Raw genomic sequence first — 15,462 nt, forward strand, 5'->3', positions numbered from 1 at the left:
TCATCTTCGTGAGTCGCGCCTGTCGCGCTTTTCTCGCCCCTCTCGCTTGAGCCGCGCAGGATGCTCAAAAGGCTCGTCCAGCAAGGCCGCAGCGAGCGAAGATCCGGAGGCGTACCCTGTGGGGTACGTTGAGGACCTGAGCGATGCGAGAACGCCGCTGGCGGACCTTTTCAGCATTCTGCTGCTGGACAGAGGTTGAAATCCTATGCTACTGTCACGTCCCTTGGTTGCGGGAGCGCCTGTAGCTCAGCTGGATAGAGCATCAGCCTCCGGAGCTGAGGGCCACAGGTTCAAATCCTGTCAGGCGCACCAAACCGAGCTTGCTCGTACCGCGGGCTCGGCTGAGTCTTGTGGATTTGACGCCCGAGGATAAACTACCGCCAGTGGTCGGCATCGAAAATTGAATACCCGGTGGGCCGTTAGCTCAGTTGGTAGAGCAGCTGACTCTTAATCAGCGGGCCGTAGGTTCGACCCCTACACGGCCCACCAAATTCTTCAACCACTTACACCACTCGTCGCCAGTGCCGGACCTGCCGTTTGTGCCATGTGTGCTAATTTTGTGCCCCCCCCTGTGCTAGGCAGGCTGTACCCCGCCAGCATTTCCACTCCTTCGCGCAGGCTCTCCGGATAGTGGTGCGCATAACGCTGAGTCATGATCGGCGACTTGTGCCCTAAGAGACATTGGACCTTATAGAGATCGATCCCTGATTGCACAAGCCTCGTGGCAAAGGTATGCCTGAGATCATGAAAATGGAAATTCTCGATTCGACACACCTTCATCGCGCCACGAAAGGCGCGTCGAAGATGGCTGTCGTCAAGCAGGGTGAACGTGTCACTCGGGAACACATAATCACTCTTGATCGAGCGCACCTTGGCTTTTCGCTTCAGGACATCGAGCACGAGACTGTTGATGGGGATGGTTCGCCGCTCTCCGTTCTTTGACCGGAATACGGTCACAGTTTTTCTGAAGAAATCGACTCCGTCCCAATTCAACGCTCGAATCTCCCCCATCCGCATGCCGGTATGCAATGCGAACAGGATGATGTCCTTGAGCCAGGGTCGTGCAACCTGGAGAAGACGCTCTTCTTCTCCTGTGCTCAACCATCGGTCCCGACGATTGCGCTCTTTCTCCATGGAGACACGCGCGACAGGATTGTCCCGGCACCACTCCCATTCCCGGATGGCGAGATTAAACGCCTTCTTCATGCAGGCGAGCTCACGGTTGATAGTGGCCGGTGCCACCCCATCCGCATACCGCTTGGCTTTATACGCCACGATGCGCTTCGGCGTAATCTCGGCCAAGGTAGCGCCCTTGAAGAAGGGCAGCAGGTTCTTCGTGTAGCCGCTGAAGGATCGTTGACTCATCTGTTTCCTGACATGTTCGTTCAGATAGCGATCCATCAGTTCAACAAACGTCCGTTCCTGCTCTTCTCGTTTCTCAAAGTGCCGACCCTCGACGATATCGACCGTGATCTTCGCGAGGATCGCCTCTGCTAATCGCCGATCCGAAGTGTCCGTGGATCGTCGCACTTGCTGACCGTGATATTTGAACCTCATCCACCAGACCGTATTTCTTTTATAGAGCCCCATTCACTCTCCTTTCCTAGGGCTCAATGCTGGTCCGGTTTCCCCGTGCCGGGGATTATAGATAGCCCGTTTCGCCGCCGCAATGATCTCGTCAATGTCTCTCCCGCGCCGCTTGTAGTCAGGCAACGCGGGTCGGTGCGGTGCAAACCCTGACAGCCATCTTTCAATGTCTTCTGGGCGGAATCGGATGAGTCCATGAATGCGGACGCACGGGATCTTGCTCTGTGCCGCCCAGGCATAGAGTGTCGAGGGTTTGATTCGCAACTGTTCGGCAAGGTCTTTAATCGTCAGTAGCATAGAGACACACACCGGAGGAGTCTGGCGACACCCCCATTCCCCAACCTTGCTCCCGCGTGTCACCCGACATCGGATTCGGACTGCTCCCCCAGTGGGTGCAAGCTGGCGCTGCAGAGCAGCGGCCAGGCCTTCCGGAAGCCACTTCAGGCCTGTCCCCCGCGAGCGCGCCATCCCGCCTGCTTCTTCGACGCCCCACCCCTGTGCTGTGAAGGGTGGGGCTAAACATTGTGTTGAAGAAGGAGGCGGAGATGGCCATTCACAGTTCACAAGGCAGTTTGAATCTGATACGGCAGCCGAAGCCGCGCAACCCCTATGCGGTACCTCGGTATCGCGTCACGCTGGTGCGGGAAGGTCGGGCCACGACGGCCGCTTCCCCGCTTCTGACCTCGGTCGGCGCCGCGGCTCTGCTCCGGCCCTTGTTTGCGCATGTCGACCGCGAACAATTCCTCGTCTGCGGACTGGATGCGAAGCACGGCATCATCGGGGTCAATGTGGTATCCGTGGGCTCACTCACCCTCTCGATCGTGCATCCGCGCGAAGTCTTCAAACCGCTGATCCTGATGAATGCCGGCGCCTGGATCTGTGCGCACAATCACCCCTCCGGCGATCCCACCCCCAGTCCAGAGGATCGTGTGCTCACCAGCCGACTCCGGCAGGGCGCCGACCTGCTCGGCATCACGCTCTTGGATCATCTCATCCTCGCCGACGAGCGCTGCTACAGCTTCGCCGATCAGGGCTGGCCCGGCGTGTGAGGGCTTAGGCACGGATCAACCGGAGCACCCAGATCACCGCGGACGCCGTGAGGGCAATCCCAATCACTGCCGCGCCCCATCCGATGAGATCCGCCGCGAGGGCGTTACCGAGTTGCTGTAAATCTGTCGCGACCGTTGCGAGCACCATTGGACGCCCCTTCCCTCAGACAAGACGGCAGCCCGTGCACAGGCCACCGCCCCATCTCACCCGATTACCGCACCAACGACTTGACGCGCTTGTACGCGAAAATCGTCAGCGCCACCCCGATGAACACGACGCCCCACGCCACGATGTCACCCTTGACGCTGGTGATCGTGGTCGAGGTCGCGGCATCCACGGGGAACACCTGCGCCATGGCTTCGGTGGCCATCACGGATACACCGAGTCCCAGCAATGCGACTTTCTTCATCATCTGCACTCACCTCCTCTCACTCCGTTCTCCCAAGCAACAACTTCACGATCACACCGACCGCAAAGCCTCCCAGGAAACACGCGCCCGCCCAGTACACGATCGCATCGAGTGCCGCTTGATCCATGGTCATTCTCTAGAGGAGCCCTGGTGGCGTCGCCAGAATCCCCGGATGCTGTGGCACAGACGGAGGAGGGTCTGGTGCCGGTGGATCACCAGACGGCCCAGGAGCCGAAGGCCCCACACTCGGTGCCGAGAGGGCGGGAGCCGGATGAACAGCCCCTTCCGCTGCCACTCGTTCAAGAAAGTTTGTTGCGTTCGTGATGTCTGCTCTCGTACCCCCATAGATCACCCCCGTTCCCGTTAACACCCGCACCCCGCGCACCATGCGCGAGGAGACCGTCCCGCCTGACTCCGCGGCAATCTCTTCCTCCGTCATGAGGTGTCCGTCTTCTGACACCCACAACCAGACGGCCGTACCCTCACGCCTCGTGGTCATGCCGCCGTGAATGCGCACCGGCCGTACCGGACTCTTCGCGATCGGTGGCACACCCGTCACCGACTGGGCCGGTGGTGGCACAGCCGGAAGGGGAGGGGGAGGCGGGAGTTTCGAGACGGCAGCCGTTGGCGCCGGTTTCGCCCCGGAGAGCCAGCCCCCAAAGGCAAACCAGCCGAGCGCCACGACGAAACCCAGTCCCCCAATAAGCACCGTGGGACTTTTCAACATGGACCCTCCTCGCGCCGTTTCACGTACCGCGGCTGATGAGTAACTGGAGTAGTAGGCGTAGAGCTTCGGCTCGTACTTGCCCGAAAACATCCGAATCACTTCGAGCTCCTCAGGATTACCTCGAACCGACGCCTGATACCGATTCTTCAGGCCGAACCGATCCAGCCGGCGAAACTTCGTCGTCGCTTCCACCAACCGATTCACCCCGAGGGTGACTTGCCCATACTGTTGACACATCAGCACGAGATCGATCCCTCGATGGCGATGCGTTTCCAGCCAGCGCAGGAGTTCAGGGTCCGTTTTGTCCTTCGACCGAAAGATCGTTTGGACTTCATCAATCAACACGGCCGATCCCGGCTCGACCTGCAGCAGCCCTGCCTTCACGTCTTCGCCTGTCATCCAGAGCGTGATTTGCTTCTGCAGCTGACTCATCTCCACCCCCTCAAACAGCGCGAGCCGATCCAGATAGAATCCCTCGACAAACACGTACACGCGACGACCGGCCCGGACCCACTTGAGCAGCCGCTCTGACACCGCGTAGTAGGATTTCCCTGACCCTGGGACCCCTTCGAGCAGTTCAATCATGCGTGCTCGATCACCCGTTCCACATCGCGGAGCTTATTTCGGACGAAGGTTAAGATCTCGGGCCCCAACGCGTCCGCTGCCGTCAGCACCTCAGACGCCTCGCCATCCAACAGGATGTAGAACACGACCGCTTCACGAATATAGGCCGACACACTCAGGCCGCGCCGAGACGCGACCTGCTGCGTCAGCAGGCGCTCCGTCACCGAGGTCCGATACACACAATGCGCAGAACGGTTCCACTCATCCATTTATGACCCCCAACGGACAAACGGAATGGACTGAAGCAGGAAGCGCACCCCCATGGCCCCCGCGACAATGGCGAGCGCTTGCGAGAGACCGGTCGCGCCGAGCAGCCAGGCATACTGATCCGCGATGACTGGGACGGTAAGGCTGCCGGTGCCCACCGAAGCCAGGAGCGCATCCACCGGACCCAGGACCGAATCGAAGCCGATCAGCCAGATGTCTTTAAAGCTCGCGATCATGTCGAGGAGGAAGCAATAGATCAGTTGAAGAATCGCGGTCATCGTGCCCCCGCAAAGATGATGCGATACGCGACGAACCCCGCGATCGCGATGATGATGGACCGAATCGCGGTCAGCATGCCGGACCAGGCCGAGAAATCGAGCGTGAAGGTGCCCAAGAGATTCGATTGCAACGCGTAGGTGGGCAGCGTCGTCGGCCAGGTCAGCGTCTTGAGCAGGTTGAGCGCACTCAGCAACCCGGACCCACTCCAGCGGTCCATATGATCTTGCAGGATGCCGCCGAAGGTCCGTGGCTCATGGTTCCCAGTACTGCACGCACTGACCGGCGCCTCCTCCGTTTCCGTGGTAGTGCTGGTGGTCGTGGTCGAGCCATCCGGATTCGTAATCGTCGTCGTGGTGGTCGTATTCGTGGTGGTCGAGGTTTGGGTACTGGTCTGCGTCGGCACGGGTCCCGCCGGGGCCGTGGCATCCTTATTCACCACCACATCCGTCGGTCCCACCTGTGAGGCTGGGACGACTTGGGTGGTGACTTGCGACGCCGGCACGGATTGCGACACCACCTGATCCGCCGGCGTCGACGACGCCCCGACGCCTACCGGCACCGTATTCGACTCGATCGACAAGGGATCAGACGCCGGCAAGTTCTGGAGGACCGCCGCCACCTCAGCCGGGGTGCCCGTCGTGGCTGGCACCGTGACCGGCGCATTCGCTTGACCGGTCAGATGCCCGATCATACAGCCCCCGTCCCCTTGCGGGTTCGATCCCCACAGCCACCACCCCGCCGGCATCACGGGAACCGCAATGACACACCCTGAGGTCCCCGGTGGGGCCGTCCCAGGGATGTTTAGAATCGCATCGTACCCACTACAGGGAAACGGCGCGGCACAGGGCTGGATCACTTGCGCATTCGCCGGTAGGGTCACGCCAGGCACGACCTGATGGGCGGGCACTGTCGCCGCCGCCTTCACCGCCGCCAGTTCAGCCGGCGTATAGTAGGCCTCATAGAGCAGCAAGCCCGCCATGACCCCGAGCCCGATCCATCCCGCCCCCGTCACCAACCGCAGCGCGAAGGAGGCGGCCCCCCCAGCCGAGGCCGCCGACGCGACCGAGGCAATGGTGGAGGCCCGATTGGCCGCAAACATCGTGGAAGCCCCGCTGGGGGTCAGCGTGCGGACATACCCCGTGGTCGACGACGACACTTGAAACGCATAGACCGGGAAGACCACGAGATAGACCGTGATGGCTTCGACCAGCAACATGTAGAGATACAGACTCACCCTTTTCCGCATACGATCCCCATCAGGAAACAGAGGACGAACAAGGCTGCGTATTCGAGCTGCTCCACGACGGTCAGCACGGTCCAGACCATGGTTCGTCCTCTTCTCCTCTATTTATTTACTGGCTGGCGGGAGCGAGACCGCCCCCGTCGGCGAATACCCGGTCACGTCAATGAACCGTTGCCCCTTGTACTCCCGGAGATTCACCGTGAGGTGACAGGGCTTCATCTTGTTCGCCTCCATCAACTTGTAGAGGTGCTCGTGCTCATCCGAGATACTCGCCTCCAAACTCGTCGTATCGTCGTCGAAATAGAGCATCGCGGTCCGATAGGTCCGTGACCCATCCTGACTCGGCTTCGACTTGACTCCCATCACCACGCAGTTCGCGACAAACTTTGACATGCCGTCTCCCTTCGTTCGGACCATTGAAACCAGCCCTGTCGATAACAGGACCACAGAAACACGAACACGATGCCACAGGCTCGACACCGGCCACGTAATCGCGGCCCGCACATGTAGAGCCTTAAAACACCGGTTCGGCAGAGGCGGCAGCGAACCCGTTTCGTGGGTTCCACGCCCGCATCTTCTTCCGGAGCCTCCGCGCGTCCTGACCGCTGGCCAGCAGCGCCAGGTGTTTTCCTCGCCATCGTTCCACCCCCTCGACGATTGTCGTGACCAACCACTTCTCCCCCGCCTCTGGATGGGCGCAGAGCAGCCCCAACATCGGGGACAAGCTCTTTTCGGCCCACCGTTTGACCTCCTCGATTTTCTTCACGGACGTCGCAATCACCAGACGCGCCCGCTGCATGCCTTCCGTGAGCGCTTTCCACCAGTCCAGCAAGGGCGCGTAATAGCGATCCTTGGGATCATCGGCCCTAGTACAGTCACGGAAATCCAAGGCACTGCGAAACACCCCGACGATATACTTTTGAAATTGGTCCTGATCGAGCCCGGAGAGGGCCATGCCCACCGCATCCGCGCGTTCTGCTTTCCACTCCATTTCCCACCGAATCCAGGTGCCCTCGACCGGCTTCTCTTTCGCCCGTTGTTCGGCGGCTTTGTCGTAGATGCGCAGATAGGTATCTGACTGACGGGACCCCATGCACAGGGTCTTCCCAGTGTCCAACCCGGATCCCAGATCCAGGCCTGAAATCAATCGGGATTGACGGAAGTGCGAGACACAATTCCCCGCCTTCACCGATGCATAGATGCGATCGACATCGATCACGCCGTTGCGGTCATCGAGGGCCACATCGATGCGTCCAAAATGTCCTTTGTTCTCACACACCCACGTCGCGATGTCGTGAAATTTCTGGTAGGTCCAGTCACTGATCAACTCTTGGGAGAGATCCACATGCACTTCCCGCGGGGCCCAGGTGGCTGCCGTGCCGATCCGGCCTAATCCGCCACACCCTCCGCGGGAGAACCAGCCTTCCCGATAGCCAAGAAAGCCTTTTTTATCCTTGATCCACTCCCCGCCAATCCGTGTCTTCACGTCTTCGACGGTGGAGTCCGGCACGGTGAAGCGAAACCACCCGAGTACACATGTCCAGACACTCATGAAACCCTCCTATACGGTGCCCCTAGAAATTCCGCCCCCGTTTTACCGAACGGGGGCTTTTTCGTGCGCGCCGCCGGCCTTGGCCGGCGGTCGCGCGCGGCGTGGCCTCATCGTGACGAGACCTCGTTCCAGCAAGATTTGACGGATGCGCTCCACATCGAAGCGCAGCATTTTCTGAAATCGATACCCGGGGATGAGACCGTCCCAATAGGCTCGACGAATGGATTGCGTACTTACGCCAAGTTCCTGAGCCAGCTCCTTCACCGACAACAACGTGGGTTTCATTCGTGTCCTTTCTTTCGTTGATGCGCATAACGGTGCCGACCATACCGTCCTGCGTAGATCAAGGGAATTAGTCAGATGTATCCAGATGTGATCAGATGTATCCAGGTGCAACAGCGAGAGAGCAAGGAGGCATCAGAACGGGGATCTCCTCCTTTCGAGAGGACCGCTGGATCGACTTCGAGCTCATGCGGAGTTCCGCTGCCAATTTCTTCATCGTGAGCAAATCCTGTTTCATGCCCAATCCTTTCTCCCGGTGCGGCCAAGCAAGGCGCTGACCATACCGATGTGAGATGATGGTGGGAAGTGCACTGCTTAGGCCTGCTTTGGACAGTTAAGGACTCTTAGAGACAACTGTCACGAAGCAACCCGAAGGAATGTAACTGCGGCAGTACACAGATAGAAATTCTGACTGTTACGTAAGAAGGGCGAGCAGGGTTCTGGCTAGGTATCGAGCGCGCAAAGTGGATAATTTGCGCAAAACAAGCGTTTCTCTACGTGTCAATCCCGGCAGGATTGAACGTAAGTGAGTGGGGATGAATGGTTTCCTTCCAGGGCTACTTCCTTCCCAGTTGGGATGCTTTCTCGCAGGAAAAGGGGTATTCTGCGGCGGAAATCTCCCAGAGCAAACGCGAGAAGAAAGTATGCCAAGAATCTTCGACAACATCGAACGGTCCCTCCTTCCTGCGCTCCGAGACACTATCCAGCTAGCGAATCGTGCCGACTTCTGCGTTGGCTACTTCAATCTTCGCGGCTGGAAGGCAATTGATGGCCTGATTGACAAATGGGCAGGCGGAGCTGGTCAGCAGTGTCGCCTTCTCGTCGGTATGCAGCGGCTCCCGCAGGACGAGCTTCGCACAGCCTACAGCCTGCTGCCAAAGGGAGATCAAATAAGCAACCAGGCCGTTATTCAGCTGAAGCGTCGCTTAGCGCAAGAGTTCCGTGTCCAGCTGTCCTTCGGTGCCCCCACCGACAAAGATGAAGCAGGCCTGCGTCGCCTCTCAGCTCAACTCAAGGCTGGCAAAGTCGTTGTGAAGCTCTTCCTGGGCCATACGCTCCATGCCAAGCTCTATCTTTGCTTCCGCCCAGACCCTAACAACCCCATCACCGGGTTTGTTGGGTCCAGCAACCTCACATTTGCGGGATTGTCCCATCAAGGCGAACTCAACGTAGATGTGCTTGACCACGACGCGACGGAAAAACTCGCACACTGGTTTGAAGACCGTTGGACCGACCATTGGTGCGTGGATATCACCAAAGAGCTTATCCAGGTCATTGATGAAAGTTGGGCACGCGAAGAGGTACTTCCGCCCTATCATATTTACGTGAAAATGGCGTACCACCTGGCAGCGGAGGCGAGGGCGGGCCTTTCAGAATTTACGATCCCGACAGATATGCGTAGCACCCTGCTTGAATTTCAATCCGCTGCAGTTCGAATTGCGGCGCGCCATCTAGACAAGCGCGGAGGTGTCATCCTCGGCGATGTCGTCGGTCTTGGCAAAACCCTCATGGCCACTACGCTGGCCCGCGTGTTTCAGGATCCGCCGCGTTCTCTTGAAACGCTCATCCTCTGTCCGAAAAATCTGGTCGGCATGTGGGAACACTACGTCCATCACTACCGTCTAATCGCCAAGATCATTTCCATCACGCAGACGCAGAACAGCCTTCCGGACCTCCGCCGCTATCGCGTAGTCATCATCGACGAGAGCCACAACTTACGGAATCGTGAGGGTAAACGCTGGGCTGTTATTCGCGACTACATTTCACGCAACGCCAGTAAGTGCATTCTTCTTTCTGCCACCCCATACAATAAAGCGTACCTCGATCTCGCCAACCAACTTCGGCTCTTCCTTGACCCCGAGGCTATCGTCGGCGTTCGGCCCGAAGAATACCTGCGCCAAGACTGCGATGGGCGGCCCGATGAGTTCACCCGTCGCCACCAGTGCCCGGTAAATTGCCTCTCCGCATTTGAGAAAAGCGTACACGCCGATGACTGGCGTGAGCTGATGCGCCTATTCATGGTCCGCCGCACCCGCAGCTTCGTCGAGCGCAACTATGCCTTCACCGAGTGTCCCGCGTGTGCCACGGTAGTGCTTCCTACTCAGGACAAGTGTCCGAACTGCGAACGCCACAAGACCAACGAAGACCGCCGCTTCCTTATCCTTGAAGGTGGTACCCGTTTCCACTTTCCCAAACGCCAACCGAAGGCACTCACCTTCCGCATCCGCGATAATGACCCGAATGACCAATATGCGAGGCTGTACTCTGACCGCGTGGTGGACACCATCCGTCTTCTGCATCTCCCGCGCTACGGTCTCGCTAATTATTTGATGCCGACCCCGGACACTCCACCGGGCTCTGATGAAGCCGAGGTGATGGCCAACCTTTCGCGCGCAGGCAAACGTCTCATCGGTTTCTGCCGAACAAATTTCTTCAAGCGCCTTGAAAGCAGCGGCCATTCGTTTCTCCTTTCCGTTCGCCGCCATATCCAGCGCAATTTCATCTATCTCCACGCACTGGAGAATGGCTTGCCTCTACCGGTTGGTACGCAAGACTCCGCCTTATTTGACACCCGCGCTGATGACCAGGACAGCGATAGCTCTCTATTCGGTACAGATGGCGATGGGTCTTTACATCTCATCGAAGAACCCATCAATTCCCTTAACGGTTTTGCTGCTGCAGGCGCCAACGGTTATGAGGTCCTTCGTGCGGAGCACGGTCGTTTGTTTGACTGGCTGCGCCCCAATCTATTTATCGAAGACCTAGCTAAGCATCTTCGGCAGGATGCCGAGCGGCTTTTTTCCGTTCTAGAGCTCGCGGGTGAATGGCAGCCAGACCTGGACAATAAGCTGGCTGAACTTCACAAGCTTCTCGTCAAGAAACATCCAAGACAGAAAGTCCTCGTCTTCTCCCAGTTTGCTGACACAGTCAGGTTTCTGGCCACGCAACTAAAGACGAGAGGCCTCAAGGATATGGCTGGCGTCACTGGCGATACCGATAACCCCGCCAAGTTAGTATGGCGATTCAGTCCGGACAGCAACGATGCCCGAGACAAAGTTCCATCCGCTGATGAATTGCGCGTCCTGGTTGCGACCGATGTGCTCAGTGAAGGCCAAAATCTCCAGGATGCCGCCATCGTGGTGAACTTTGACTTGCCGTGGGCCATCATCCGACTGATCCAACGAGCTGGCCGTGTGGACCGGATCGGACAAAAGGCCGAACAAATTCTGTGCTACTCCTTCATGCCAGCCGATGGCATTGAGCGGCTCATTCGGCTACGCTCACGCGTGCGTCAGCGCCTTCAAGAAAATGCTGAGGTCGTAGGCACCGATGAAACATTTTTTGAGGATGAAACACACGACAGTCTTATTCGTGATCTCTTCACCGAAAAATCTGGCAGCCTTGACGATCCCGAGGACAATGAAGTAGACCTCGCCTCGCTGGCCTACCAAATCTGGAAGAACGCTTGTGACACCGATCCGACACTGAAGAAAAGAATCTCCGATCTCCCCAACGTGGTCTTTTCCACAAAGGGGCTTTCCGCCGTCGGACCCAAGCACGTTGGCGAAGGCGGGGCCAAATCGGAGCCTGGCGTCATGGTGTATGCCCACACAGCTGATGGCAACGACGCCCTGGCCTGGGTGGACGAAGAAGGCCGCACGGTGACCGAGAGCCAACATGAGATACTCCGTGCCGCCGCATGTGAGCCGAACACGTCTGCGCTCCCGCGTCTGGCGAATCACCACCCGCTTGTGCAAAAGGCCGTCACGAGCATCCAGACCGAACACATCACCACTGGTGGCCAGCTTGGCAAACCATCGAGTGCCCGCCGCCGCGTGTATGAACGGCTCAAGGATTACGCAGCCCAGGTAAAAGACAGTCTGTTCGACATTAAGCCGCTCCATCACGCGATAGACACGATCTACGACGCGCCGCTCACAGAAGCCACGCGTGACATACTCAACCGCGAGCTTCGCGCGGGCATTACAGACGGGAAGCTCGTCGATCTCGTCCTATCACTACATGAGGAAGATCGGCTTTGCATGCCAAAGGAGGATGTTGAAGCCCGCGAACCCATGATTATTTGCTCACTTGGAATTCGGAAAGACTAACGTATGCCTTTCGACTTTTCTCGCGGTCGTCTCCTGTTACAAACTGGCGATCTTGGCAAGCTCTTTGTTGAGGGGCTTGGCTGGGAACCCAGCCGCAAGAAACTCACGCTCCGCATCTCTGAGCGCGACTATGCATTCTCCGCCATCGCGGAGAAACGCGGCTTCACGGTGTGGCTTTGTGAGAGTCCTGATGGCCAGCTACCTGGCCATACCACCCGGCTGAAGCTCGACCGCGCCCTCACCCAAACCAGCTTCGAACATCTCATTTTGTTTACGAGTGGGGACCGCTCGCGGCAGTCGTGGATGTGGGTTCGCCGAGAAACAGGCAAGCCCTTGAGTGCCCGCACGCATGAGTTCACCCGCGGCCAGTCCGGTGACTCACTCCTTCAGAAATTGCAAATTCTCTACGTTTCACTCGAAGAAGAAGAAAACGGGGAACTGTCCACCATCGCCATTGCTGGGCGTGCTCGCGCTGCGTTCGACATCGAGCGCGTCACCAGAGTCTTCTACCGTGACTTCGACACGCAGCGGAAAGCCTTCCTCAAGTTCATTGATGGCATTGGCGAGGTGGCCGACCGCGAATGGTATGCGTCCGTCATGCTCAACCGCATGATGTTCGTCTATTTCATCCAGCGTAAGGGTTTCCTCGACGCCGATCCCGATTACCTCCGCCAACGCCTCCAACGTTGTCAGCAGGAGAAGGGTAAGGACAAGTTCTACACCTTCTACCGCTACTTCCTGCTACGTCTGTTCCACGAAGGCTTCGGCAAACGTCGCAAGGATCGCGCGCCTGACCTAGAAAAACTGCTCGGCAACATTCCGTATCTGAACGGTGGCCTGTTCGACGTGCACGAACTCGAAAAGCCCGAGCGTTACGGCAAAGACATTCAGATTCCCGACAAAGCCTTCGAACGCATCTTTGATTACTTCGATCAATACCAGTGGCATCTCGACGAACGCCCGCTCCGCAACGACAAAGAGATCAATCCCGATGTCCTCGGCTACATCTTCGAGAAATACATCAACCAGAAACAAATGGGGGCGTATTACACGAAGGAGGACATCACCGAATATATCAGCAAGAACACCGTCCTTCCGTTCCTTTTCGATGATGCCCGCGCCGAGTGTAAGGTGGCCTTTGAAAATTCTAACGGACCGACCGTCTGGGATTTGCTCCGTGACAATCCTGATCGATACATCTATCCCGCTATTCGCCACGGTCTCTCTTGGAAATACATCCCCGACCACCCAGCCAAAGGCGAACCACTGGCCAAGCCCTTGGACCTCCCGGCTGAGGTCGCCGTTGGCTTCGACGCCACCAAGCCCAATTTGATCGAACGCCGCAAGGCGTGGAACAAAGCCGCGCCCGACACGTATGCCTTGCCCACCGAAATCTGGCGTGAAGTCATTGCCCGTCGGCAGCGTTACGAGGACGTCAGAAAGAAACTCACCGCTGGCGAGGTACGCGACATCAACGACCTAATCACCCTGAACCTCGACATCCGACAGTTCGCCCAGGACGTGATCGCCAGCACTGAAGGTCCCGAACTGCTCCGCGCATTCTGGCACGCCATCGAGAAGGTGACCATTCTCGACCCGACGTGCGGCTCCGGAGCATTCCTGTTCGCCTCACTCAACATTCTAGAGCCTCTGTACGAAGCTTGCCTCGACCGTATGGAGTCTTTTGTTGCCGATCTCGACCGCTCAGGCGAGAAACACCCGCCCCAGAAGTATTCCGACTTCCTAAACATACTGGAACGGGTCGCCGCACACCCCAACCGCCACTACTTCATCTTTAAAAGCATCATCCTCAACAACCTCTTCGGCGTGGATATCATGGAAGAGGCGGTGGAAATTTGTAAGCTGCGTCTGTTCTTAAAACTCGCCTCTCAGGTCGAGCCGGACACCGCCCGCGACAACCTCGGTATCGAGCCGCTGCCGGACATTGATTTCAACATCCGTGCCGGCAACACCCTTGTTGGCTACGCCACCTACGACGAAGTCGAGCGCGCTGTCACCAGCACGCTGGACTTCGACAACGCGATGGAAAAAATCTCCGTCAAAGCCGCCGATCTCCAGCAGACCTTCGACAAATTCCGCCAACTCCAGACCGAAGGTGATGGCTTAGTGCCTGCCGCCGACAAACAGGCGCTCCAGAATCGGCTCAAGGCACTGGAAGACGAACTCAACCGCCACCTTGCCGGCGAATACGATGTGAAGGTGAGCGACAAGGATGCCTACGCCAAATGGGTAAAATCCCACCAACCGTTCCACTGGTTCATCCAGTTCTACGGCATCCTCCATATTGGTGGATTTGATGTCATTATCGGCAATCCGCCGTACGTAGAATATCGCAAGCTTGAGAAATCCTACCGCCTGCAGAACGGGAGATACTCGACAGAGGAATGCGGCAACTTACTCGCCTTTGTCACCGAGAGGAGTTTGGCTCTTCTAGCCCGATCAGGCCGATCAGGCTTGGTGCTGTTAGTCTCGACATTCACGACCGAGCGGATGCGAAAACTGCAGGAGTTAATACTGCGAGAGTGTTACAGCTCATGGGTCAGCAACTTTGCCTGGCGTCCATCCAAGCTATTCGCAGGATGCAACACAATCAATTCGATTTTTCTCGGTGCAAAGGGAAAACTAACAAACCAGGCTCATACCTATTCCACTAAATATTTAAAGTGGACCGCTGAGGAGCGAGACTTTCTGTTTCCCCTCTTAGTTTACGGTGAATCGACCCAGCTCAGAATTCCCGGTTCATTCCCAAAAATAGCATCCACGAATGATGCAGCCATATTGAACAAGATCAGTTCACAAGGGAGTGCGCTCTCGCAGCTCTTTTCAGGAGTGCATGGGAGAAACGGGCTTTTCTATTTCCGTGGCATGCTCTACTGGATAAAAGTCCTGGACCACCTCCCGGTTCATAAGGAGAACGGTAAAGACAAGATCTCGAGCCAGTGCAAACACGTCCTAATCGATTCAACGATCCCTGCACATAGCGTAATTGCAATCATGAGCAGTTCGCTGTTCTTCTGGTTTTATCAGACCTTATCGGACTGCCAGCAGATAAATCAGAGAGAATTTCTCGGATTCAAGTTTAACCCTGCGGCCAATACTGTGGCCGAGCTTGACCGATTAGGTAGAAACTTGATGAAAGACTACAGGCACAATTCGAAGGTAATCAAACGACATATTCATTCGCGGGGCGTTACTGTTCAGAAAGAGTATTTTGAAATAAATCAGTCCAAACCCATTCTGGACGCAATCGACACAGTGCTCGCGAGACACTACGGCTTCACAGCGGAGGAGTTGGACTTCATCCTGAACTATGACATCAAATACCGAATGGGTCGCGACGCTGAGGACGAGGAGGAGAACTAATTGATG

14 protein-coding genes and 2 tRNA genes are annotated in these 15,462 nt (G+C 57.3%); 5 read left to right on the forward strand and 11 right to left on the reverse strand.

Annotation, left to right across the window (positions count from 1 at the left end):
• Positions 1 to 235: 235 nt before the first annotated feature.
• Positions 236 to 312 (forward strand) — tRNA-Arg (locus tag HZB34_12740).
• Between the two features lie 101 nt (positions 313 to 413).
• A tRNA-Lys gene (locus HZB34_12745) sits at positions 414 to 489 on the forward strand.
• 6 nt (positions 490 to 495) lie between these two features.
• Here HZB34_12745 and HZB34_12750 read toward each other — a convergent pair.
• Together HZB34_12750 and HZB34_12755 are read right to left on the reverse strand one after the other, a co-directional pair.
• Positions 496 to 1,590, reverse strand: coding sequence for a tyrosine-type recombinase/integrase (locus HZB34_12750; protein ID MBI5316829.1), 1,095 nt, complete (start codon positions 1,588 to 1,590; stop codon positions 496 to 498).
• Positions 1,591 to 1,884 carry a helix-turn-helix domain-containing protein gene (locus HZB34_12755; GenBank protein ID MBI5316830.1) on the reverse strand — a complete coding sequence of 98 codons (294 nt, stop codon included), beginning with the start codon at positions 1,882 to 1,884 and terminating at the stop codon, positions 1,591 to 1,593.
• A 248-nt stretch (positions 1,885 to 2,132) separates the two neighbouring features.
• On the opposite strand from HZB34_12755, the gene HZB34_12760 reads away from it, so the two are divergent.
• Entirely contained in the window at positions 2,133 to 2,636 is a 504-nt protein-coding gene (locus HZB34_12760) for a JAB domain-containing protein (protein MBI5316831.1), read from the forward strand.
• 4 nt (positions 2,637 to 2,640) lie between these two features.
• Here HZB34_12760 and HZB34_12765 read toward each other — a convergent pair whose 3' ends face one another.
• From HZB34_12765 to HZB34_12805, 9 genes are all read right to left on the reverse strand, one after another.
• A complete protein-coding gene (locus HZB34_12765) occupies positions 2,641 to 2,784 on the reverse strand; it encodes a hypothetical protein (protein MBI5316832.1) in 144 nt (47 codons plus the stop codon).
• A gap of 64 nt (positions 2,785 to 2,848) precedes the next feature.
• Positions 2,849 to 3,049, reverse strand: a complete 201-nt coding sequence (locus HZB34_12770) for a hypothetical protein (GenBank protein ID MBI5316833.1) — start codon at positions 3,047 to 3,049, stop codon at positions 2,849 to 2,851.
• Positions 3,050 to 3,182: 133 nt separating this feature from the next.
• On the reverse strand, positions 3,183 to 4,358 hold the full coding sequence (locus tag HZB34_12775) for a hypothetical protein (GenBank protein ID MBI5316834.1): 1,176 nt from the start codon (positions 4,356 to 4,358) through the stop codon (positions 3,183 to 3,185).
• Positions 4,355 to 4,606 carry a hypothetical protein gene (locus HZB34_12780; GenBank protein ID MBI5316835.1) on the reverse strand — a complete coding sequence of 84 codons (252 nt, stop codon included), beginning with the start codon at positions 4,604 to 4,606 and terminating at the stop codon, positions 4,355 to 4,357. The genes HZB34_12775 and HZB34_12780 overlap by 4 nt, the downstream gene beginning before the upstream one ends.
• Positions 4,607 to 4,882: a hypothetical protein gene (locus tag HZB34_12785; protein ID MBI5316836.1), complete on the reverse strand. Its 276-nt coding sequence runs from the start codon at positions 4,880 to 4,882 to the stop codon at positions 4,607 to 4,609.
• Positions 4,879 to 6,129: a hypothetical protein gene (locus HZB34_12790; protein MBI5316837.1), complete on the reverse strand. Its 1,251-nt coding sequence runs from the start codon at positions 6,127 to 6,129 to the stop codon at positions 4,879 to 4,881. The genes HZB34_12785 and HZB34_12790 overlap by 4 nt, the downstream gene beginning before the upstream one ends.
• Positions 6,130 to 6,231: 102 nt before the next feature.
• A complete protein-coding gene (locus HZB34_12795) occupies positions 6,232 to 6,519 on the reverse strand; it encodes a hypothetical protein (protein MBI5316838.1) in 288 nt (95 codons plus the stop codon).
• 121 nt (positions 6,520 to 6,640) lie between these two features.
• Positions 6,641 to 7,678 carry a replication initiation factor domain-containing protein gene (locus HZB34_12800; protein MBI5316839.1) on the reverse strand — a complete coding sequence of 346 codons (1,038 nt, stop codon included), beginning with the start codon at positions 7,676 to 7,678 and terminating at the stop codon, positions 6,641 to 6,643.
• 42 nt (positions 7,679 to 7,720) lie between these two features.
• Positions 7,721 to 7,963 (reverse strand): helix-turn-helix domain-containing protein, encoded by a 243-nt coding sequence (locus HZB34_12805; GenBank protein ID MBI5316840.1) that lies wholly within the window; start codon positions 7,961 to 7,963, stop codon positions 7,721 to 7,723.
• Positions 7,964 to 8,604: 641 nt separating this feature from the next.
• Here HZB34_12805 and HZB34_12810 point away from each other — a divergent pair.
• Entirely contained in the window at positions 8,605 to 12,072 is a 3,468-nt protein-coding gene (locus HZB34_12810) for an NgoFVII family restriction endonuclease (GenBank protein ID MBI5316841.1), read from the forward strand.
• Positions 12,073 to 12,075: 3 nt separating this feature from the next.
• Positions 12,076 to 15,456: an SAM-dependent methyltransferase gene (locus tag HZB34_12815; GenBank protein ID MBI5316842.1), complete on the forward strand. Its 3,381-nt coding sequence runs from the start codon at positions 12,076 to 12,078 to the stop codon at positions 15,454 to 15,456.
• Positions 15,457 to 15,462 lie beyond the last annotated feature (6 nt).

It is taken from the genome of Nitrospirota bacterium (assembly GCA_016219645.1).
Classification (GTDB): domain Bacteria; phylum Nitrospirota; class Nitrospiria; order Nitrospirales; family Nitrospiraceae; genus Palsa-1315.